Annotated in this window: 17 protein-coding genes and 1 tRNA gene; 16 read left to right on the forward strand and 2 right to left on the reverse strand. The window is 47.6% G+C overall.

From position 1 onward, the window contains the following. Positions 1–79: 79 nt before the first annotated feature. A complete protein-coding gene (gene fldB, locus OGV77_RS13015) occupies positions 80–601 on the reverse strand; it encodes a flavodoxin FldB (RefSeq protein WP_043017505.1) in 522 nt (173 codons plus the stop codon). Positions 602–714: 113 nt separating this feature from the next. Between fldB and xerD the strand changes: the two genes are divergently transcribed. From xerD to lysS, 5 genes are all read left to right on the forward strand, one after another. Then, complete coding sequence (xerD, locus tag OGV77_RS13020; protein ID WP_003825519.1) at positions 715–1,611, forward strand: site-specific tyrosine recombinase XerD; 897 nt, start codon at positions 715–717, stop codon at positions 1,609–1,611. 23 nt (positions 1,612–1,634) lie between these two features. Beyond that, positions 1,635–2,348, forward strand: coding sequence for a bifunctional protein-disulfide isomerase/oxidoreductase DsbC (dsbC, locus tag OGV77_RS13025; RefSeq protein ID WP_043017504.1), 714 nt, complete (start codon positions 1,635–1,637; stop codon positions 2,346–2,348). Positions 2,349–2,353: 5 nt separating this feature from the next. Further along, positions 2,354–4,087: a single-stranded-DNA-specific exonuclease RecJ gene (gene recJ / locus OGV77_RS13030; protein WP_047408916.1), complete on the forward strand. Its 1,734-nt coding sequence runs from the start codon at positions 2,354–2,356 to the stop codon at positions 4,085–4,087. Between the two features lie 91 nt (positions 4,088–4,178). Then, positions 4,179–5,277, forward strand: a protein-coding gene (prfB, locus tag OGV77_RS13035; RefSeq protein ID WP_096878465.1) for a peptide chain release factor 2 whose coding sequence is annotated in 2 segments (ribosomal slippage) — positions 4,179–4,253 and positions 4,255–5,277 — 1,098 coding nt in all. Because the reading frame shifts where the segments join, the coding sequence is not laid out codon by codon here. A gap of 9 nt (positions 5,278–5,286) precedes the next feature. After that, positions 5,287–6,804, forward strand: coding sequence for a lysine--tRNA ligase (gene lysS, locus OGV77_RS13040; protein WP_005123357.1), 1,518 nt, complete (start codon positions 5,287–5,289; stop codon positions 6,802–6,804). Positions 6,805–6,889: 85 nt separating this feature from the next. Here the strand turns inward: lysS and idi are convergent, their stop codons facing one another. Further along, a complete protein-coding gene (gene idi / locus OGV77_RS13045; RefSeq protein ID WP_087051220.1) occupies positions 6,890–7,438 on the reverse strand; it encodes an isopentenyl-diphosphate Delta-isomerase in 549 nt (182 codons plus the stop codon). Positions 7,439–7,604: 166 nt separating this feature from the next. Here idi and actS point away from each other — a divergent pair, with 166 nt between their 5' ends. From actS to vexD, 11 genes are all read left to right on the forward strand, one after another. Further along, the gene (actS, locus tag OGV77_RS13050) at positions 7,605–8,363 is read left to right on the forward strand and encodes an amidase activator ActS (RefSeq protein ID WP_087051272.1); all 759 of its coding nucleotides are present in this window, start codon (positions 7,605–7,607) and stop codon (positions 8,361–8,363) included. Between the two features lie 79 nt (positions 8,364–8,442). Beyond that, a tRNA-Gly gene (locus tag OGV77_RS13055) sits at positions 8,443–8,516 on the forward strand. Positions 8,517–9,393: 877 nt separating this feature from the next. Then, the gene (locus OGV77_RS13060) at positions 9,394–9,918 is read left to right on the forward strand and encodes a Vi polysaccharide biosynthesis protein TviA (protein ID WP_043017475.1); all 525 of its coding nucleotides are present in this window, start codon (positions 9,394–9,396) and stop codon (positions 9,916–9,918) included. 255 nt (positions 9,919–10,173) lie between these two features. Continuing rightward, positions 10,174–11,451 (forward strand): Vi polysaccharide biosynthesis UDP-N-acetylglucosamine C-6 dehydrogenase TviB, encoded by a 1,278-nt coding sequence (gene tviB, locus OGV77_RS13065; RefSeq protein ID WP_043017474.1) that lies wholly within the window; start codon positions 10,174–10,176, stop codon positions 11,449–11,451. A 2-nt stretch (positions 11,452–11,453) separates the two neighbouring features. Then, positions 11,454–12,494: a Vi polysaccharide biosynthesis UDP-N-acetylglucosaminuronic acid C-4 epimerase TviC gene (gene tviC, locus OGV77_RS13070; RefSeq protein WP_087051221.1), complete on the forward strand. Its 1,041-nt coding sequence runs from the start codon at positions 11,454–11,456 to the stop codon at positions 12,492–12,494. A gap of 29 nt (positions 12,495–12,523) precedes the next feature. Continuing rightward, positions 12,524–15,019, forward strand: coding sequence for a Vi polysaccharide biosynthesis protein TviD (gene tviD, locus OGV77_RS13075; protein ID WP_087051222.1), 2,496 nt, complete (start codon positions 12,524–12,526; stop codon positions 15,017–15,019). Next, on the forward strand, positions 15,019–16,755 hold the full coding sequence (gene tviE, locus OGV77_RS13080; protein ID WP_075145664.1) for a Vi polysaccharide biosynthesis glycosyltransferase TviE: 1,737 nt from the start codon (positions 15,019–15,021) through the stop codon (positions 16,753–16,755). Before tviD ends, tviE begins: the two co-directional genes overlap by 1 nt. A gap of 45 nt (positions 16,756–16,800) precedes the next feature. Continuing rightward, positions 16,801–17,868 (forward strand): Vi polysaccharide ABC transporter protein VexA, encoded by a 1,068-nt coding sequence (gene vexA, locus OGV77_RS13085; RefSeq protein WP_087051223.1) that lies wholly within the window; start codon positions 16,801–16,803, stop codon positions 17,866–17,868. A 9-nt stretch (positions 17,869–17,877) separates the two neighbouring features. After that, positions 17,878–18,672 carry a Vi polysaccharide ABC transporter inner membrane protein VexB gene (gene vexB / locus OGV77_RS13090; RefSeq protein WP_087051224.1) on the forward strand — a complete coding sequence of 265 codons (795 nt, stop codon included), beginning with the start codon at positions 17,878–17,880 and terminating at the stop codon, positions 18,670–18,672. A 25-nt stretch (positions 18,673–18,697) separates the two neighbouring features. Next, on the forward strand, positions 18,698–19,393 hold the full coding sequence (vexC, locus tag OGV77_RS13095; RefSeq protein WP_043017468.1) for a Vi polysaccharide ABC transporter ATP-binding protein VexC: 696 nt from the start codon (positions 18,698–18,700) through the stop codon (positions 19,391–19,393). A 22-nt stretch (positions 19,394–19,415) separates the two neighbouring features. Continuing rightward, positions 19,416–20,717 (forward strand): Vi polysaccharide ABC transporter inner membrane protein VexD, encoded by a 1,302-nt coding sequence (gene vexD, locus OGV77_RS13100; RefSeq protein WP_043017467.1) that lies wholly within the window; start codon positions 19,416–19,418, stop codon positions 20,715–20,717. Positions 20,718–20,726 lie beyond the last annotated feature (9 nt).

The raw sequence follows: 20,726 nt of genomic DNA on the forward strand, positions 1-20,726 counted from the left end.
GGCGCAGCTTTAAGGTCTCGGTTCGGTCAATAAAGTAGGCCGGATATGGCGTATACGTCAGGATCCGGCAAAGTGGTTATCAGGACCAGTGTTCGGCCATTTCACCAAGAATTTGCTCGCACCAGGCCTGAATGCGTTCATCGCTGAGATCGTACTGATTTGTTTCGTCCAGCGCCAGGCCAACAAACAGCTGTCCATCGGCAATGATGGGTTTATCGCTGGTGAATTCATAGCCTTCGGTTGGCCAGTAACCAACAAATTTTACGCCCTTGGTGACCAGCTTATCATGCAGCATACCCAGCGCATCCAGGAACCATTCGCCGTAACCCAACTGATCGCCCATACCGTAAAGCGCAACGATTTTGCCCTCCAGGTTGAGGTCGTCCAGTTGCTCCCAGACTGCTTCCCAGTCCTCCTGAATTTCACCGAAATCCCAGGTCGGGATGCCCATAATGAGCACGTCATACTGCTCCATTAAGCTCGGGGAATCATCTTTGAGGTTGTGCAGTGTCACCAGTTCGGGACCCAGGATATCGCGGATTTTTTCTGCTGCCATTTCGGTGTAGCAGGTGCTGGAACCGTAAAAAAGACCCATGTTCATGACGTAAACATCTCAATTCTGCTGTAGCGTTGCGGGTAGTGTAACAGAATCGCCGCATTCTCGGCACAATGAGGCATAATGCATCAAAAATGAGAGTGGATTAAGGGGCGCGAGTGGAACAGGATCTGGCGCGCATCGAGCAGTTTCTTGATGCCCTGTGGCTGGAACGAAATCTGGCGGAAAACACATTAAGTGCGTATCGTCGCGATCTGACCATGCTTGTCGAATGGCTACATCACCGCGGCGCTTCGCTTGCGACTGCGCAGAGTGATGACCTGCAAGCATTGCTGGCTGAACGGATGGATGGGGGATATAAAGCCACCAGCTCCGCACGCTTGCTCAGTGCAACGCGGCGTTTTTTTCAGCATCTGTACCGTGAGAAATATCGCGAAGATGACCCCAGCGCCTCGCTTGCATCACCTAAACTTCCGCAGCGTCTGCCCAAAGATCTCAGTGAGGCACAGGTAGAACGACTGCTGCAGGCACCGCTCATCGAACAACCGCTGGAGCTTCGCGACAAAGCCATGCTGGAAGTGTTGTATGCCACGGGCCTGCGCGTGTCTGAACTGGTGGGGCTGACGATGAGTGACGTCAGCCTGCGTCAGGGCGTGGTCCGGGTGATCGGTAAAGGTAATAAAGAGCGCCTTGTCCCGTTAGGTGAGGAGGCGGTGTACTGGCTGGAAACGTACCTGGAACATGGTCGTCCATGGTTGCTCAACGGTGTATCGATTGATGTGCTGTTTCCCAGCCAGCGGGCGCAACAGATGACCCGTCAAACGTTCTGGCATCGTATTAAACATTATGCTGTGTTGGCTGGAATCGACAGCGAAAAGCTGTCTCCGCACGTCCTGCGGCACGCGTTTGCCACCCATCTGCTCAACCATGGCGCTGACCTGCGCGTGGTGCAGATGCTACTGGGGCATAGCGATCTCTCGACAACGCAGATTTATACTCATGTCGCAACGGAGCGCTTGCGGCAACTACATCAACAGCATCACCCGCGAGCGTGAGTGCTGACAGGAAAGGATAGGTTATGAAAAAACGTTTTATGATGTTCACTCTGCTGGCGACGGCGTTTTCCGGCATGGTACATGCAGACGATGCGGCGATTCGCCAGTCATTAGCGAAGCTGGGCGTTCAGAGTACCGAGATTCAGTCAGCTCCGGTTGCGGGCATGAAAACGGTACTGACCAATAGCGGCGTGCTGTACGTTACTGAAGACGGTAAACATATTATTCAGGGACCGATGTATGACGTGAGTGGCGCGAGCCCGGTAAATGTCACCAATCAGTTGCTAATGAAACATTTGAACGCGCTGGAGAACGAGATGATCGTCTACAAAGCGCCGCAGGAAAAACACGTCATTACCGTTTTTACCGACATCACCTGTGGCTACTGCCACAAGCTGCATGAAGAGATGAAAGATTACAATGCGTTAGGGATCACCGTACGCTATCTGGCCTTCCCTCGTCAGGGACTGGAAAGCCAGGCCGAGCAGGACATGAAGTCTATCTGGTGCGCGAAGGACAAAAACAAAGCCTTTGACGACGCCATGGCTGGCAAAGATGTGAAAGCGGCGACCTGTGATGTGAACATCGCTAACCACTACGCGCTGGGCGTACAGTTTGGCGTCAGCGGTACGCCGGCGATTGTGCTGAGCAATGGCTACGTAGTGCCAGGCTATCAGGGCCCGAAAGAGATGAAAGAATTCCTCGATGCGCATGCAAAACAAACCAGCGGTAAATAATTCGCGTGAAACAACAGATACAACTTCGTCGGCGTGAGGCCGACGAGACCGCCGAGCTACCTGCTGACTTGCCGCCATTGCTGCGCCGTTTATACGCCAGTCGCGGCGTGCGCAGCGCGCAGGAGCTTGAGCGTAGCGTGAAAGGCATGCTGCCGTGGCAGCATTTGAACGGCGTCGAAAAAGCGGTAGAAATCCTCTATAACGCCTTTCGTGCGGGAACCCGCATCATCGTGGTCGGTGATTTTGACGCCGATGGCGCCACCAGTACAGCGCTCAGCATCCTGGCAATGCGCGCGTTGGGCTGCAGCAACGTGGACTACCTGGTGCCTAATCGTTTTGAAGACGGCTATGGCTTAAGCCCGGAAGTGGTGGATCAGGCTCATGCTCGTGGCGCTCAACTGATTGTCACCGTAGATAATGGCATCTCGTCCCATGCGGGGGTTGAACATGCCAGAACGTTGGGGATCCCGGTCGTTGTGACCGATCACCACCTGCCAGGGGACACGCTGCCGGGCGCTGAAGCGATTATCAATCCTAACCTGCACGATTGTGAATTCCCGTCTAAATCGCTGGCAGGCGTTGGCGTGGCCTTCTATCTGATGCTGGCGCTACGCACCTTCCTGCGTGACAAAGGCTGGTTTGATGAACGAGGCATTACGCCGCCGAACCTGGCGGATTTGCTCGATCTGGTCGCGCTTGGCACGGTGGCCGATGTGGTCCCGTTGGATGCCAATAACCGCATTTTGACGTGGCAAGGCTTAAGCCGTATTCGTGCCGGAAAGTGTCGCCCGGGTATTAAAGCGCTGCTGGAGATTTCCAATCGCGATCCACTCAAATTGGCTGCCAGTGATTTAGGTTTTGCCCTCGGGCCCAGACTGAACGCGGCGGGGCGCCTGGACGATATGTCCGTTGGCGTGGCGCTGTTGCTGTGCGACAACATTGGCGAAGCGCGCGTGTTGGCTAATGAGCTGGACGCACTCAACCAGACGCGCAAAGAGATAGAGCAGGGTATGCAGGCCGAAGCGCTGACCCTGTGTGAAAAGCTGGAACGCAGTAGTGATATGCTACCGGGCGGTCTGGCGATGTATCATCCCGAGTGGCATCAGGGGGTGGTGGGGATTCTGGCATCGCGTATTAAAGAGCGCTTCCACCGTCCGGTGATTGCGTTTGCTCCTGCCGGTGACGGTACGCTGAAAGGCTCCGGGCGTTCGATTCAGGGGCTGCACATGCGCGATGCGCTGGAGCGCCTGGACACCCTTTATCCGGGCATGATCCTCAAGTTTGGCGGTCACGCCATGGCGGCGGGATTGTCGCTGGAGGAGGCGCAGTTTGAACGTTTTCAGCAGCGTTTCGGCGAACTGGTAACCGAGTGGCTGGATCCCGCTTTACTGCAGGGCGAAGTAGTGTCAGACGGACCTTTGAGCGCGGCGGAGATGACCATGGACGTCGCGCAAATGCTGCGTGATGCCGGGCCGTGGGGGCAAATGTTCCCTGAACCGCTGTTTGACGGGCATTTCCGTTTGCTCCAGCAGCGTCTGGTCGGTGAGCGTCATCTGAAGGTGATGGTCGAGCCCGTTGGCGGCGGTCCACTGCTGGACGGTATTGCGTTTAATGTCGATACCACCTGCTGGCCGGACAACGGTGTTCGTGAAGTTCAGCTTGCCTACAAACTGGATATTAACGAGTTTCGCGGCAACCGCAGCTTGCAGATTATTATCGACAATATCTGGCCAGTCTGACGAATTTAGTGTGTATAAAATTGAGCCGGGATCCGGTACAATCCCGCTCTTATAACCGCATTTTGACTAGTCCAATAAAAGAAATCAGACAATGTTTGAAATTAATCCGGTAAATAACCGCATTCAGGACCTCACGGAGCGCTCTGACGTTCTTAGGGGGTATCTTTGACTATGATGCCAAGAAAGAGCGTCTGGAAGAAGTAAACGCCGAGCTGGAGCAGCCCGACGTGTGGAACGAACCCGAACGCGCTCAGGCGCTGGGCAAAGAGCGTTCCTCCCTTGAGGCCATCGTTGATACGCTCGATCAGATGAGCCAGGGCCTGGAAGATGTCTCCGGCCTGCTGGAACTGGCTGTAGAAGCCGACGACGAAGAAACCTTTAACGAAGCCGTAGCAGAACTCGATACGCTGGAAGATAAGCTGGCCCAGCTGGAATTCCGTCGTATGTTCTCCGGTGAATATGACAGCGCAGATTGCTATCTCGATATTCAGGCTGGCTCCGGCGGTACGGAAGCGCAAGACTGGGCAAGCATGCTGATGCGTATGTATCTGCGTTGGGCTGAAGCGCGCGGCTTTAAGACCGAAATTATTGAAGAATCTGAAGGTGAAGTGGCGGGTATTAAATCCGTGACCATCAGAATTGCTGGCGAATATGCGTACGGTTGGCTGCGGACTGAAACCGGCGTACACCGTCTGGTTCGTAAGAGTCCGTTCGACTCCGGCGGTCGTCGCCATACGTCGTTCAGTTCTGCGTTTGTTTATCCGGAAGTTGACGATGATATTGATATCGATATCAACCCGGCGGACCTGCGTATTGACGTTTATCGCGCCTCTGGTGCGGGCGGTCAGCACGTTAACCGTACGGAATCTGCGGTGCGTATTACCCACATCCCGACCGGGATCGTGACGCAGTGTCAGAACGACCGTTCCCAGCACAAGAACAAAGACCAGGCCATGAAGCAGATGAAAGCGAAGCTTTATGAACTGGAAATGCAGAAGAAGAATGCCGAGAAACAGGCGATGGAAGACACTAAGTCAGATATCGGCTGGGGTAGCCAGATTCGTTCTTATGTCCTTGATGACTCCCGCATCAAAGATCTGCGTACCGGGGTTGAAACCCGCAACACGCAGGCGGTGCTGGATGGCAGCCTGGATCAATTTATCGAAGCAAGTTTGAAAGCAGGGTTATGAGGAACCAACATGTCTGAACAACACGTACAGGGCGCTGACGCGGTAGCCGACCTTAACAATGAACTGAAGACGCGCCGTGAGAAGCTGGCGAGCCTGCGCGAGCAGGGGATCCCATTCCCGAACGATTTCCGTCGCGATCATACCTCAGACCAACTGCATGCTGACTTTGACGCGAAAGAAAATGAAGAGCTGGAAGCGCTGAACATCGAAGTATCCGTTGCTGGCCGTATGATGACCCGCCGTATTATGGGCAAAGCATCATTCGTTACGCTGCAGGATGTTGGCGGTCGCATTCAGCTGTACGTTGCTCGCGACGATCTGCCGGAAGGCGTCTACAACGAGCAGTTCAAAAAATGGGATCTGGGCGATATCCTCGGCGCGAAAGGTAAGTTGTTCAAGACCAAGACTGGTGAGCTGTCTATTCATTGCACCGAGCTGCGTCTGCTAACCAAAGCGCTGCGCCCGCTGCCGGATAAATTCCACGGTCTGCAGGATCAGGAAGCGCGCTATCGTCAACGCTACCTGGATCTCATCTCTAACGATGAATCCCGCAACACCTTTAAAGTGCGTTCACAGATTATGGCGGGTATCCGTCAGTTCATGGTGGGTCGCGGCTTTATGGAAGTAGAAACCCCGATGATGCAGGTGATCCCAGGCGGTGCGGCAGCGCGTCCGTTTATCACTCATCATAACGCGCTGGATCTGGACATGTATCTGCGTATCGCGCCGGAACTGTACCTCAAGCGTCTGGTGGTTGGCGGCTTCGAACGCGTTTTCGAAATTAACCGTAACTTCCGTAACGAAGGCATCTCTGTTCGCCATAACCCAGAGTTCACCATGATGGAACTCTACATGGCTTATGCGGACTACAAAGATCTGATCGAGTTGACCGAATCACTGTTCCGTACGCTGGCGCAGAACGTTCTGGGAACGACTGAAGTGCCTTACGGTGAAGAAGTCTTCGACTTCGGTAAGCCGTTCGAAAAACTGACCATGCGCGAAGCGATTCAGAAATACCGTCCGGAAACCAATATGGCCGATCTGGATAACTTCGACTCTGCAAAAGCGATTGCTGAATCTATCGGCATCAAGGTTGAGAAGAGCTGGGGTCTGGGCCGTATCGTGACCGAGATCTTTGAAGAAGTTGCGGAAGCGCACCTGATTCAACCAACCTTCATTACCGAGTACCCGGCAGAAGTTTCTCCGCTGGCGCGTCGTAATGATGAAAACCCGGAAATCACCGATCGCTTCGAATTCTTCATCGGTGGACGTGAAATCGGTAACGGTTTCAGCGAGCTGAACGATGCGGAAGATCAGGCGCAGCGTTTCCAGGATCAGGTTAACGCCAAAGATGCGGGTGATGACGAAGCGATGTTCTACGACGAAGACTACGTTACCGCTCTGGAACACGGCTTGCCGCCGACTGCGGGTCTGGGTATTGGTATCGACCGTATGGTTATGCTGTTCACCAACAGCCATACCATCCGCGATGTGATCCTGTTCCCGGCGATGCGCCCGGTTAAGTAAGATGTGAAATGCCGGATGGTGGCTGATGCCTTATCCGGCCTACTATTTATTATGTAGGCCAGGTAAGCGTCGCCCCATCAGGCAGTCAATTCCTGTTGGCAAACTTGCGCAGTAATTCTCGCGCCTTATCGTTTGCAACCTGTAATACCATCCATGGGCTAAAAGCCCATGGCGTCGCGTCAATTCCGCTTAAGACATCCTCAAGATTGCCCCACTGGCAATCCATCACTTCATCTGGGTTTAGCTGTAGCTCACTGACGATCTGTGCGGCATAAACCGGGCATACTTCGTTTTCCACTATTCCACTCGGGTCCGCAGCGCAATAACGAAAATCAGCATACACGGGGCTGAGCGCGTCAATGTCTGCACCCAGTTCGAAGCGAGCCCGGCGGACAATAGCGGCTTCGGTGCTTTCACCCAACTGCGGGTGACCGCAGACAGAGTTGGTCCAGACGCCTGGCCAGGCTTTTTTATGCAGTGAGCGGCGGGTCACCAGCAGTTGTCCCTGGTCGTTAAATATCCAGCATGAGAAAGCGGAATGCAGGGGCGTTGTGGCGGTATGCGCCGCATACTTTTCCAGTGTTCCACAAGGCTGGTCCTGCTCATTCAATAATATGACATGTTCCTGTCGCATAGCATCCACCATCAATCTTAAGCACCCATATTATATGCTTAATTAAGTCAGAATGATTAACAGAGGGTGTGAAATGCCAGCGTCGACGCCTCGTTGCGCGATATGATTTGGCTTCCGGTTTCTGACTGCTATGATAAAGCGTCTGAAAATGTTGCGAGGTATTGTTTTGAGTGCAGGACGCCTGAAGAAAAATGGCCTGAGTATCGCGATGCTGCTGTGTGTCGGTCTGCTGTTAGCAGGGTGTTCCGGGAGCAAGTCGTCTGATACAGGAAGTTATTCCGGCTCCGTGTATACCGTGAAGCGAGGTGATACGCTATACCGTATTTCGCGCGCCACCGGGACCAGCGTGAAAGAGATCGCCCGCCTGAATAATATTTCACCGCCCTATACCATTGAAGTAGGGCAAAAGCTGAAGGTTAGCAGCGGCGCGAAATCCAGTTCTGGCTCTGGCAAAGCAACCAAGAAATCCGCAACCAAAACGACGGCGGTCAGACCATCTTCTTCTGTGCCGCAGTCGTCGTGGCCGCCAGTGGGGCAACGCTGTTGGCTGTGGCCCGCCAGCGGTAAAGTGATCCTGCCTTATTCAACCGCGGACGGCGGCAATAAGGGCATTGATATCTCAGCTGCGCGCGGTACGCCGATTTATGCGGCCGGAGCGGGGAAGGTGGTTTATGTCGGCAATCAGCTGCGGGGTTACGGTAATCTCATTATGATTAAGCACAGTGAGGATTACATCACTGCGTATGCGCATAATGACACCATGTTGGTGAACAACGGTCAAAACGTGAAAGCCGGGCAGAAGATCGCGACGATGGGCAGCTCGGATGCGACTACGGTGCGGCTGCATTTCCAGATCCGCTACCGGGCGACAGCTATCGATCCGCTGCGTTATTTGCCGCCGCAGGGCAGTAAACCAAAATGCTGACGGTGAATTAATCGCCAGTCAGTCGGTTAGTCCCTTGCCAAGAAGAGCGTAAGGTTTATAATCCCTTACGCACTTCAATGCGGGCGTAGTTCAATGGTAGAACGAGAGCTTCCCAAGCTCTATACGAGGGTTCGATTCCCTTCGCCCGCTCCAGTTCTTCTACTCACTGACTCTCCTGATTCAATTATCCTTCTAAATTTCAATGTGTTACTTCGTTTATCGTTAATCGGACTCATGTCATAACTATGTAGGCCAAACCGACTGTGGTAGAAAGCTGGTGGGATTTGATACTCCTTCTGAGAGATACTCCCTGTGAAACTAACAATCCACATGAGCTAATAAAGGAATGTTTCAAGCGTCTGCACATCTACCAAAATTAATAGATTACATGTTTATTAAGGAAACTGATTTAATTCTAATCATCCGACCACGAGATTGTTCAAATACATAAAAAATACGAGTTAGCCTACTACTTCTTACCATTTCTAATACTTGCAAGGTCGAGCGGATCGTAAGCCTTGTATATATTACATCAATACTGTCGAAGAATACGGAAAATATAGTGAGATTGGCTATAGTTATACTGATTAAGATCTCACCCAGTACCAATAAAAATTTAAGCGTAGGGACATGCGTGACAATTCAGGCATATCACCTCTAAGCGTGGTGTGTATGTCGTGAATTTGTAAGATAATGTTTCTGTGGGTTTTGAGACTTTTCTCATTTTGAATAAAAGATGAAAGTTTGTTTTCACAGTCATTGCTAATAATACAACCAATAAGAGCAATAAATTGCCAACATTCATTAGTATTTCAAATCCAAAATGGAATGATTGATAGGTTTTAGTTATGGATGGTGAGGGGTTGATATCACATCCTTGTTGTGTAAAAGTTCATTTCATGTACTTAGCAATATTAATAAAATAAATTACTCGGTTGTTAGGTATTTGCTTAGAGGGTAGGTGTGCTTGAAAGTACGCCTTTACCTTTACCATGGATGAAATAGAGTTGTTTGAGGTTATGGAGGCTTCATGAAGTATCAACATTTCTGGCCACCAAATGATATTTACTTTGGGGTTGGCGTCGCTGGTATTATTGATGAAATGTCACTGATTACAAACGAAAGAAATTATTTATTCGTGAGCCTTAATCGATACAGCTTGCGCAGTACGTTGATCTTTTTTTCACGGAATAAAGATATTAATAAAATCATAATCATCATTTCCAGTTCACGATTGATGCCTTTAGCTCTTTTTTGGCTGGATAATATCAAAAATGTTATTGCTGTTTTCGATACCACAACGCCAGTGCCGGAGATGATAAAAAAAATAAGCCTGTATCGAAATGGTGACAAGATAACGGCAGGGCGGAGGGAATGCAGCTTTAAGATCAGCAAAAAAGATATCATGAAGATGAAGTATTTCTTGACCGAAAGCGGTATGGAGGAGCTACAGGATAGATTTATGAACTCACCGTCTACATTGTATCGTTGGAGAAAAGAGGTCGCCATGAAATTTGGTGTGCGGGACCCTCGGTATCTTCTATTGCCAGATTAAACAACCATGCATTAACTCAGTAATAATTACATTTTAAGATCCGGAATTTAATTACTGTTTTAGTACGGATTCTGCATACGACTTTCGTATGATTATAATTAGAAAATATACAATTCTAGTCTTAATTAGACTGAAAATTATCGCAATCACAATACCAATAGATATGCTGGCTAAGCTCGCCAGGGGCGGTAGCATTCCAGAAACATCTGGGATTAGTTTAAAATTAATAAATACTAAATAAAGGACTTATCAGTAATGATCAGCAAAGATGATGTGAAAATTGCCATTATCGGACTCGGATATGTTGGTTTACCGTTAGCCGCTGAATTTGGGAAAATTCGTCAGGTGGTTGGTTTTGATGTTAATCATAAACGTATACTTGAGCTAAAAGAAGGGATCGATGTCAATCTCGAAACTACAGAAGAAGAGTTGCGTGATGCTCGTCATCTGACATTTACTTCATCAATTGATGAAATCAGAGAATGCAATTTTTACATCATTACTGTCCCGACGCCGATCAACGATTACAAGCAACCAGACCTCACCCCTTTGATCAGGGCAAGTGAAACCGTTGGCAAGGTACTGAAACCGGGGGATATTGTCGTGTATGAGTCTACGGTATATCCAGGATGTACCGAAGAAGAATGCGTGCCGATACTGGAGCGCATATCAGCGATGACATTTAACAAAGACTTCTTCGTTGGCTATAGCCCAGAGCGTATCAATCCCGGCGATAAAAAATACCGACTGACAACTATTAAGAAGATTACCTCTGGTTCAACTGCGGAAACGGCCTGTTTGGTTGATGCAATCTATCGACAGATCATCACGGCAGGAACATACAAAACCGAAAGCATTAAGATCGCGGAAGCGGCAAAAGTGATCGAAAATACCCAGCGTGATCTCAATATCGCGCTGGTAAATGAATTGGCTATTATCTTTAACCGATTAGAGATCGATACTGAAGCCGTGCTGCGAGCCGCGGGAAGTAAATGGAACTTCCTGCCATTCCGTCCGGGACTGGTTGGTGGTCACTGCATTGGTGTCGATCCTTACTATCTGACTCATAAATCTCAGGGCATCGGTTACTATCCAGAAATTATCCTCGCAGGTCGTCGACTCAACGATAATATGGGCAACTATGTTTCGGGACAGTTGATTAAAGCCATGATCAAAAAAGGAATTAATGTTGAGGGTTCTAACGTTCTGATTCTGGGGTTTACTTTTAAAGAAAACTGCCCGGACATCAGAAATACCCGCATTATTGATGTTGTAAAAGAATTGGGTAATTACAGTTGTAATGTTGATATTTATGACCCTTGGGTTGATGCCGAGGAAGTGGAAGAAGAATACGGGATTATACCTGTATCGGAAATCAAAACTGCATCTTATGATGCCATTATTGTCGCAGTCGGACATGAGCAGTTTAAGCTGATGGGGAGTCATGATATTCGTGGGTTTGGAAAAGATAAACATGTGCTTTATGATCTGAAGTATATTCTTCCCCCTGAGCAGTCAGATGTGAGGTTATAATCATGACAGCTTATGATGAATTAAAAATACAACTTGTTCTTGAACCAAAACGTTGGCTTATTACTGGCGTAGCCGGTTTCATCGGCTCAGGGTTATTGGAAGAACTGCTCTTTTTAAATCAAACGGTAATTGGGTTGGATAATTTTTCAACTGGCTATCAGCATAACTTAGAGGACGTGCGCGCCGCTGTCAGTGAAGAACAATGGTCCCGGTTTACCTTTATTCATGGGGATATTCGATCGTTTGCCGATTGCCGGGCTGTTTGTGAGAACGTCGATTACGTTTTACATCAGGCTGCTCTGGGAAGCGTACCACGTTCTTTACAGGATCCTATCACGACAAATAGTGCTAACATTGATGGTTTTTTAAATATGTTGACGGCGGCGAGAGATGCACATGTATCTGGTTTCACCTATGCAGCAAGCAGCAGCACTTATGGCGACCATCCCGATTTACCTAAAATAGAGGAACGGATCGGCCGACCATTAAGCCCGTATGCAGTAACAAAATACGTCAATGAATTATATGCTGATGTGTTTGCACGTAGTTATGATTTTAACGCTATTGGCTTACGTTACTTTAATGTCTTTGGCCGCCGCCAAAATCCTAACGGCGCATACTCTGCAGTCATTCCACGTTGGATACTATCGCTACTTAAAGATGAACCGATTTATATCAATGGCGATGGTACAACGAGCCGTGATTTTTGCTATATAGAGAATGTAATTCAGGCCAATCTATTATCAGCAACGACTAATAACTTAGCCTCAAAAAATAAAGTCTATAATGTGGCTGTCGGAGATAGAACGTCACTTAATGAGCTTTATTATCTTATTCGCGATGGATTAAATTTATGGCGGGATGAGCAAAATAGTGCTGAGCCAATTTATAAGGATTTTCGTGACGGTGACGTTAAGCATAGCCAGGCTGATATAACCAGAATAAAAAAATTGCTTTCGTATGAGCCAGAGTTTGATATCAAAGAAGGACTGAAACAAACTCTAAAATGGTATATTGACAAGCAAACTATCTTGTATTCCTGAGTATAACTGCTCATTTCCTTTTTACGTGGATGAATTTAATGAAATCGTCAGGGATGTTTACGCTTACAGCAATTGGTAGTTGCCGTATTGTGAGTCCAGTAAAACGAGCTCAGCCTTATTTTAATTTTCAGGCTAACTTTAAGAAAATTTACGGGTTTACGCATACGAGCAGTGAGGCATTACAGCAAATTCGTTTTTTTCTAGGCTTGATAGACATTCCAGCTCAGGTCCGACCATTTATTTTTAGACCTGCTGTAAGTTATTTAAACACCGATATTCATAGTCCTTCTGATTTCTATATCGTTGAAATTTCGAGTCAGAAGAAGATTATGGCCTATGGATTCTGCTTACAAATAAATTATTTAACTCGTCATTTCTATGAGTTTTTTAGCCAAACAGAGCGAGCACGCGCCTACTGGTCGCTAGCGTCGCAAGGAAATCAGCACAAACTACTGGCCTATCTCAAAGACGATCCCTGTTTTGCAGGAATGTCGGAAAGCGATCGTGCCTTATTAAGCAGTATCAATGTCGAGCAGATGGATGAGCATGCTATCGAACAGGATATGCAGGAAATCGTTCAGCTTCTCGGTCGCGATCGCGTTATGTTTATGACCCATATTGATGCTGTCACTCGTGCAGGAACTGTCATTCAGTCCCGCAGTCGGTTGATTAAAAATGTCGACACCATCGCCGCAAGGATGGGTATTCCCTGCGTTAATCCAACAAATTTGATGGAAAAATGGGGGCAAAAACGTGCGTTGGAAAAAAATGGCGACGATCTTACTCATTATACCGACATGTTTGGTGATGCTATCGTTGCGACCATTTTTAAGAATGTGATCAACAGTACTAATCATCATCTTGATGAGGGGCGGCAAGAGAAACAAGACCAAATACGTGAACTTACCTTATCGATCACGAAGCACCTTGCGGATGGCGACATTATTGCCGCGTCACAGCAACTTTTTGCCGCATTAAGACATCAACAGAAAGAGCCCGTTCTGATTCAACTTCGATCCGTAATTTTTAGTCGCTTAGGTTATTATGAACAGGCTTATCAGGATATTAGTGATGTTGAGAAAATTATCGGTACGACTGACAGTACCTTACGTTGCCGGCTGAGGTCTCTACATGGATTAGCGCGTTGGCAGGAATCTTTATCGACGGCCGAGATGATGCTTTCTAATGAGATTGAAGATGAAGAAGTACTTACCGTTGCCGCCAGCTCAGCCGATGCTTTACAGCTATTTGACAAGTCATATCAATACTGGAAACGTGTACTGTTATTGAATCCTGTAACCCAAAGCGGATGGGTTAGTTTCCTGAGTAGCACACAATATTTCAATGGTGGCAACGCATTTTCCGACGCTTTCCAGGCCGGCATTCAATCGCAGTGTTTAAATGATGCGTTTATGGAGACAGCGCTATCATTGGCAGTCAAATTCAGGGATGAATTGATTTTCATGCAGACGCTCGAGCAGTTACTCCGCCATGAGTCAGAATTTGCGCTGACGGTGTTGTCGACAATTCATGATACCGGCCTCGTAATCCGAACGGCTTTCTGCATCAAGAATATGAACTATCAACAGGCGCTTAGCACCTCGTATAAAGATAAACTCCACGATGTTTTTGAGGCATGGAACAATACTGCGCTGTCGCTACATTCGGTTGAAGATTTTGTCTCACTGAGTACTTCGCTGGTGTACAGCTACTCTGCATTTATGGTTTATCCCCACGCACGTATTTCTCGCTTTAATAATGAAGTTAAAGCGGCATGGCGCGATAAATTAAGAGAAATGTATGAGCGCGAGGATTATGAAAATATCCTGGCAGGGGCAAAAATTGTGTGGCCGCTTCTGGAGTTCGATCCTGTTAGCACCGTATATTGTGCAAGAACGTTGGTGAATCTTGGTGCCTGGAAAGAAGCGTGCACACTGGCCCACATGACCTTGATTCGTAACTCGAACATTACCAGCCTGCAGTCGATTATGTTACGTAGCATACGTCACATTAACGATATCCCATTTCTCATAGATTTGATTGCTAACGTCATGAGCATTTCTCCATCCTTCCAGAATGCATCAATGAACGACTTGTTCGAGAAAGAATGTCGCAATGTCGCTACCAGAGCCCTTAAATGTGTCCGCCAGAAGAAAAGCGAAGGGCGTCTGGATGAAGCATTGTCTTTATTGATTAGCATGAAACGTATTGATCCTGATGTTTCTCGTCTGATGCGTGAATATAAGCAAATTATCAGATTATTTAATGATTCTCTGAGGGATGGCGGTAGCGCTATCGCTTCTTATGAACATCTTGATTATGCGAAAAAATTACTCGTTTTTGATAGCGAAAATGCCTACGCCTTGAAATATGCCGCATTAAATGCGATGCATTTGCGCGACTACTCGCAGGCTTTGCAGTATTGGCAGCGACTGGAGAAAGTGAACGGGCCAACGGATTCGGTGACAAGGCAGGTAACGACCTGCATAGCCGCATTACAAAAGAATACATCAGGGAAGTCATAATGATAACGCAGGAAGAAAAGTTAGCGGCGCTAGGAAACACGCTTTCAGCATTGAAAAAAGAGAGGAAGCTTGCGCAAGCTATTGCGTTAATTGACAGTGAATTACCGGCCGAGGATTTAACTTCATTAGCGACGCTAAAAAAAGCAGAATTTCTTCATGATTTTAATGAAACGGAGCGTGCGTACGCGCTCTATGAAACGCTGATTGCACAAAACAATGACGAAGCTCGTTATGAGTATGCGCGTCGTTTATATAATGCTGGGCTAGCCAAAGATGCACAGATGATTCTGACAAACGTTAGCAGCGGCGTTCAGAAAAAATATAACAATTATTTAGGCAAAATAAATAAGATCTGCGATTTACTCGAGCGCCTTGAAGGGGAAGCGATCCCTGTGGGGACCAACACCCGTATTATTGCGATGAAGCATGCCATCTTGTCATATCGAAATCGTCAGACGCGGCGGCTTCCTGTCGGGTCTTTCGGTCGCCTTTCACTCTGTACTGGCTCGTTAGGTAGCGGTGGCGCAGAGCGTCAGATTTCCAGGCTGGCTATCGAGATCGCCAGAAAATACCGGCAACAGGGGAAAATTGGCGGCCTAAAAGTAGAAGAACCGGTGGAACTTATTATTCGCTCCCTGTCACCGGAGCTCAGACAAGACTTTTTCCTAAAAGAAGTGCTGGAGGAACAGGTTGAGGTACTGGAAATCGCAAAGATTACCGGAAACTTCTTTGACGATGCGACAATCGAATCTCCGGAACTGCGCTTATTGCTCTCTCATCTCCCACCAGTGTGTAACTATGGCATCAAGCATCTGGTGCCCCACTTATGCGAGCGTAAGCCGGACTATCTCTCCGTCTGGCAGGATGGCGCTTGTCTGATGATTGCGCTTGCAGCGCTGATTGCTGGCGTACCCAGAATTCAACTAGGATTACGCGGGTTGCCGCCTGTGGTGAGAAAACGTCTTTTCAAGCCGGAATATGAGCCTCTCTACCGGGCACTGGCGGTCGTGCCTGGCGTTGATTTTATGAGTAACAACCATTGTGTGACCCGGCATTATGCCGACTGGTTGCAGTTGGATGCGCAGCACTTCCAGGTTGTATATAACGGCGTCTTACCGCCATCCACCGAACCTTCTTCTGAGGTGCCACAAAAAATCTGGCAGCAGTTTACGCAAAAAACGCAGGATGCGGACACGACTATTGGCGGTGTTTTCCGCTTTGTAGGCGATAAGAATCCTCTCGCCTGGATTGATTTTGCAGCACGCTATTTACATCACCATCCCGCCACGCGTTTTGTGCTTGTTGGCGATGGGGATTTGCGCGTTGAAGCTCAGCAACGCGCCGAGCAATTGGGGATTCTGGAGAGGATATTATTTGTCGGCGTCTCGCGTGACGTGGGGTATTGGTTGCAAAAAATGAACCTATTCATTTTGTTCTCTCGTTATGAGGGATTGCCCAATGTGCTTATTGAAGCACAAATGGTCGGGGTACCAGTGATTTCGACTCCTGCAGGCGGATCGGCTGAATGCTTTATTGCGGGTATTTCAGGTTTTATTCTTGATGATGCACAGACGGTCAATCTTGACCAGGCTTGTAGCTATGCAGAACAGTTGGTCAATTTATGGCGTAGCAGAACCGGTATTTGCGAACAGACGCAGTCATTTTTACAAGAGCGTTTTACCGTGGAGCATATGGTGGAAACGTTTGTACAGACCATTGCCTCTCAGCCACGTTAATTTTTGGACGGCATTTTTTCAATTTTTTGATTTATATAATAAGTTATGAAAAAAATTATTATTGTATTAATGACATTTATTCTGCTCTCAGGATGCACTATTCCCAGAGCGGGATTTAAGTCCAGCTTGATTAATCAGGATGATCCTCATTATCGTCTGGTCGAAGTCACGCCAGAATTAAAACTGAGTGATGCCGATAATGCGACGAAAACTATTGTCGATCCGGTCTTTGCCGAAAATAACTGGCACTGGACATCTTTGGCTAAAGGTGATGTGCTGCATATCACTATTTTATCCTCGGGCGGCGCGGGGTATTTGTCCAATAACGCGAGCGGCGACCGGGCGGATTTTGAAAATATTCTTGTGACTGACAGTAATATTGTTCAGGTGCCTTATGCTGGGACAATTCCTGTTACCGGCATGGATGTGACGCAACTGGCTGAAGAGGTCAGAAAGCGGCTTTCGCGCGTTGTCCTGAACCCTCAGGTACTGGTAACGCTCACTGCCCGCACGGGGGCCATGGTGACCGTCGAGGGCAGTGGGAAAACGGGGCGTTACCCTCTTGAACAGAGTATGAATCGTCTAAGTCATTTTTTGGCAACGGCGGCGGCGATGGAAACTACCAGCGCAGATATGATGGAAGTTCACGTGACGCGTCAGCAGCATTATTTTAATGCGCGCCTGTCAGATATTTATCAGTATCCAGCGTTGGATATTGTCTTACAGCCGGATGATCGCATTACTCTGCGCCAGGTGACCGAATATGTGAATGTTCTTGGTGCGGCGGGTGTTCAGGGGAAACATGCTCTGGTTCAGCGTCATTCCAGCGTAGTGGATGCCTTGGCGCTGGCTAAAGGATTAAACGACAATCTTGCCGATCCGCAATCAGTGTTTCTGTACAAGCATAATGAAGCAGAACAAGCGAAGCAGCAAATGCGTAAGTTGAATATCTATCATGTCAATATGGGTCTACCTGATTCAATTTTTTTAGCGCAGGCCATGCGAGTGGAAGATGGTGATATTATCTATATCTCTAACGCCTCTTTGACAGATTTCGCTAAGGTAAAAGCCGCATTCGATAGCTTTTTGATCCGTGGCTCTAATTCTTTATAATGTCGCCATATGAATATTTTGAAAAATAATACTTATTATTTTGTAAAACTCATTTCCATCTGTGAGTTGATTATTTTACTCATGTCGCGCGACATCAAGACGCGATATAATGGTAATGTGCTAAATTATATGATGGTATTGGCCGTGCCATTGGTATGGATAACCATTACCGTTATTTCCTTCCAATATTTGAATCGTGCAGTTCCAATATTTACTGACGATATCAGCTTTGTTATTTCAGGTATATTACCGTATCTGTTATTTCGCTACACCATTACTGCTACCATGCGCACTCGTTCATTCTTTACATCACTGGCGGTTGTCTCTCAGGTTAAAAAACGATATGTGATTTTTGCTCTCGCCGCAGTCGAATTTGTTAATGCGGTTATCATTTATATTATTGTTTCATTGATTAACTTTCTTATCTTCTCCCGTTGGGAAGCCCATAAACCGATCCTTATTTTTGAAGGGATGGTTATCGCCTGGCTGCTGGGGCTATCGTTTGGTTACTTTTGTGATGCTCTGTCTGAACGGTTTTCGCTGGTCTATAAAGCGGTTCCTGTGGTGTTAAGACCTATGTTTTTGATTTCAGCTGTATTTTATACTGCGAATGAATTGCCATATTCATTATTAAGTATATTCAGTTGGAATCCTCTTCTTCATGTCAATGAGATAGTCAGAGAAGGAATGTTTGAAGGGTACCACTCTTTTTACCTTGAACCTTTTTATCCTCTGGCATTTTCCGCAACGTTATTCCTCGCGGGCATCATTTTTCACCGGGTTTATGACACTAAAAATCACTGACTTTAGCTTCAGGAGAGACGCGTTCGTGTTCGGTTTATTAGGTTGTACACGCTATTTTGAGTCTGATAAAGGCCCGCGAGTGGTCCTTGATAAAACAGATTTTGTCATGGATTACCATGAGCATATCGGTATTCTGGCGGCTCCTGGTTCAGGCAAAACGACGCTAACTCGAGTGCTGTGCGGCATAGATGCTCCTGATGAAGGGGATTTTCTGGGGCTGCGGGGTGATGCACTTCCGCTGGGGGCAAATGCTTTTGTTCTGCCCGGATTAACCGGCGAAGAGAATGCGCGCATGATGGCCAGTCTTTATGGTCTGGATGGAGATGAGTTTTCACATTTTTGCTATCAATTGACCCAGCTTGAACAGCGCTATACCGACAGGGTGAGTGAATACTCTGTCACGATGAAAGCGCATCTGGCATTTGCCATTAATTTACTGCTTCCCTGCCGTCTTTATATTGCCGATGACAAGCTGTATACCGGGGACAATGCCTCACAATCGCGTATGCAGGAGGCGCTAGCTCATGAGCTAAAGCAGAAAGGGTTGATTGTGCTAACACGCAACCCCCGGCTTATTAAAGAACACTGCCATGCCTTTGGCGTACTGCTGCATGGGAAAATTACCATGTGTGAAGATTTAGCCCAAGCGTCTGCGCTTTTTGAACAATATCAGTTAAATCAGGCGATGATGCAAACTGATGATTATTCTTTTGATATTTAAATAGAAAATATACGGATAGCGTGTGGAAAATTCAGAACGTATTAAAAAATGGAAAGAAGGAAGGGCGAAGGTAGCAGAAGAAAGCCGAGCCTCGCGACTGCAACAAAAAGAAGAATGCGCCCTTCGCCAGAAGGAAAAAATGGCAGAATCGATAAGTCATAATCGACCAGACTCAGTCTGGTCTGCGACGGATGCTGATTCTGTCCGTAGAGCATCATTGGTTATTAAAGAACGGCGTGTTCAGCAAGCCAAACGATCGCTACGTCGACTCTTTCTTTATATTGCTTTGCCGCTACTGATTATTATGCTTATGTCGTGGTTATTAACCTCGCGTTTTTACAGCGCGGATGCCACCTTTATTGTGCAAACTGATGCCAGCCAGGATAATTTTTCTGGAACAGCTTTCTTTGGCGCAGGTAATGAGATGTCAGAAGGCTTTCAGGTTCGCGAGTTTATTCTTTCGAAAGAAATGATGGATCGAATGGAAAAAGAACTCGGCTTTTTATCTTATTTTGCGCAAGATGATATCGCATTATTTTCTCGCTATCACGCGCCGCTGGGAATTAATGATGATCCCTATCGTTACTATTTATCAAAAGTCTCGGTCGCTATTGATATTCAACAGGGCATGCTGCGTTTAAACGTGAAGGCACGGAGTGCGGAACAGGCTGAGTTTTTTGCCCAGCGTATTTTGGCTTTTGCGGAACAGCACGTTAATACCGTTTCAGCGCGGATGCAGCAGGAACGGATATTATGGCTGGAGAACGATGTTAAATCGGCCCAGGAAAATCTGGGGGCGGTTCGGCTTGAATTGCTAAAAATACAGCATATACAAAAAGATATTGAACCACAGGAAACAGTGACCGCGATTTATCAACTGATTGCAGGTTTTGAAACGCAACTGGCGGAGGCGAAAGCGGAATATGCGCAATTAATGGCTAATGGTTTGGATCAAAACCCCCTTATTCCCAGACTGTCGGCCAAAATCAAGGTCCTGGAAAAGCAGATCGGCGAGCAGCGTAACCGTCTGTCCAATAAGTTAGGGTCGCAGGGATCTTCAGAAAGTTTGTCTTTGTTTGAAGATCTTCGCCTGCAGAGTGAAATCGCTAAAACACGCTGGGAATCTGCGTTACAAACCTTACAGCAGGGGAAGCTGCAAGCGCTACGTGAGAGGCGGTATTTGCTGATCATTTCTCAACCAATGGTGGTGTCGGACACCACCCGCTATGCCGATGGTACAAAGTGGTTACTGTTCTTTGTGTTGCTGGGTATCGCGTACCTGGTGACCTCGCTCCTGATAACCATCAGGCGGATGCGTGAATAAAGCTTATTA

Source organism: Citrobacter sp. Ce129 (assembly GCF_030334545.1).
Taxonomy (GTDB): Bacteria; Pseudomonadota; Gammaproteobacteria; order Enterobacterales; family Enterobacteriaceae; genus Citrobacter; species Citrobacter europaeus.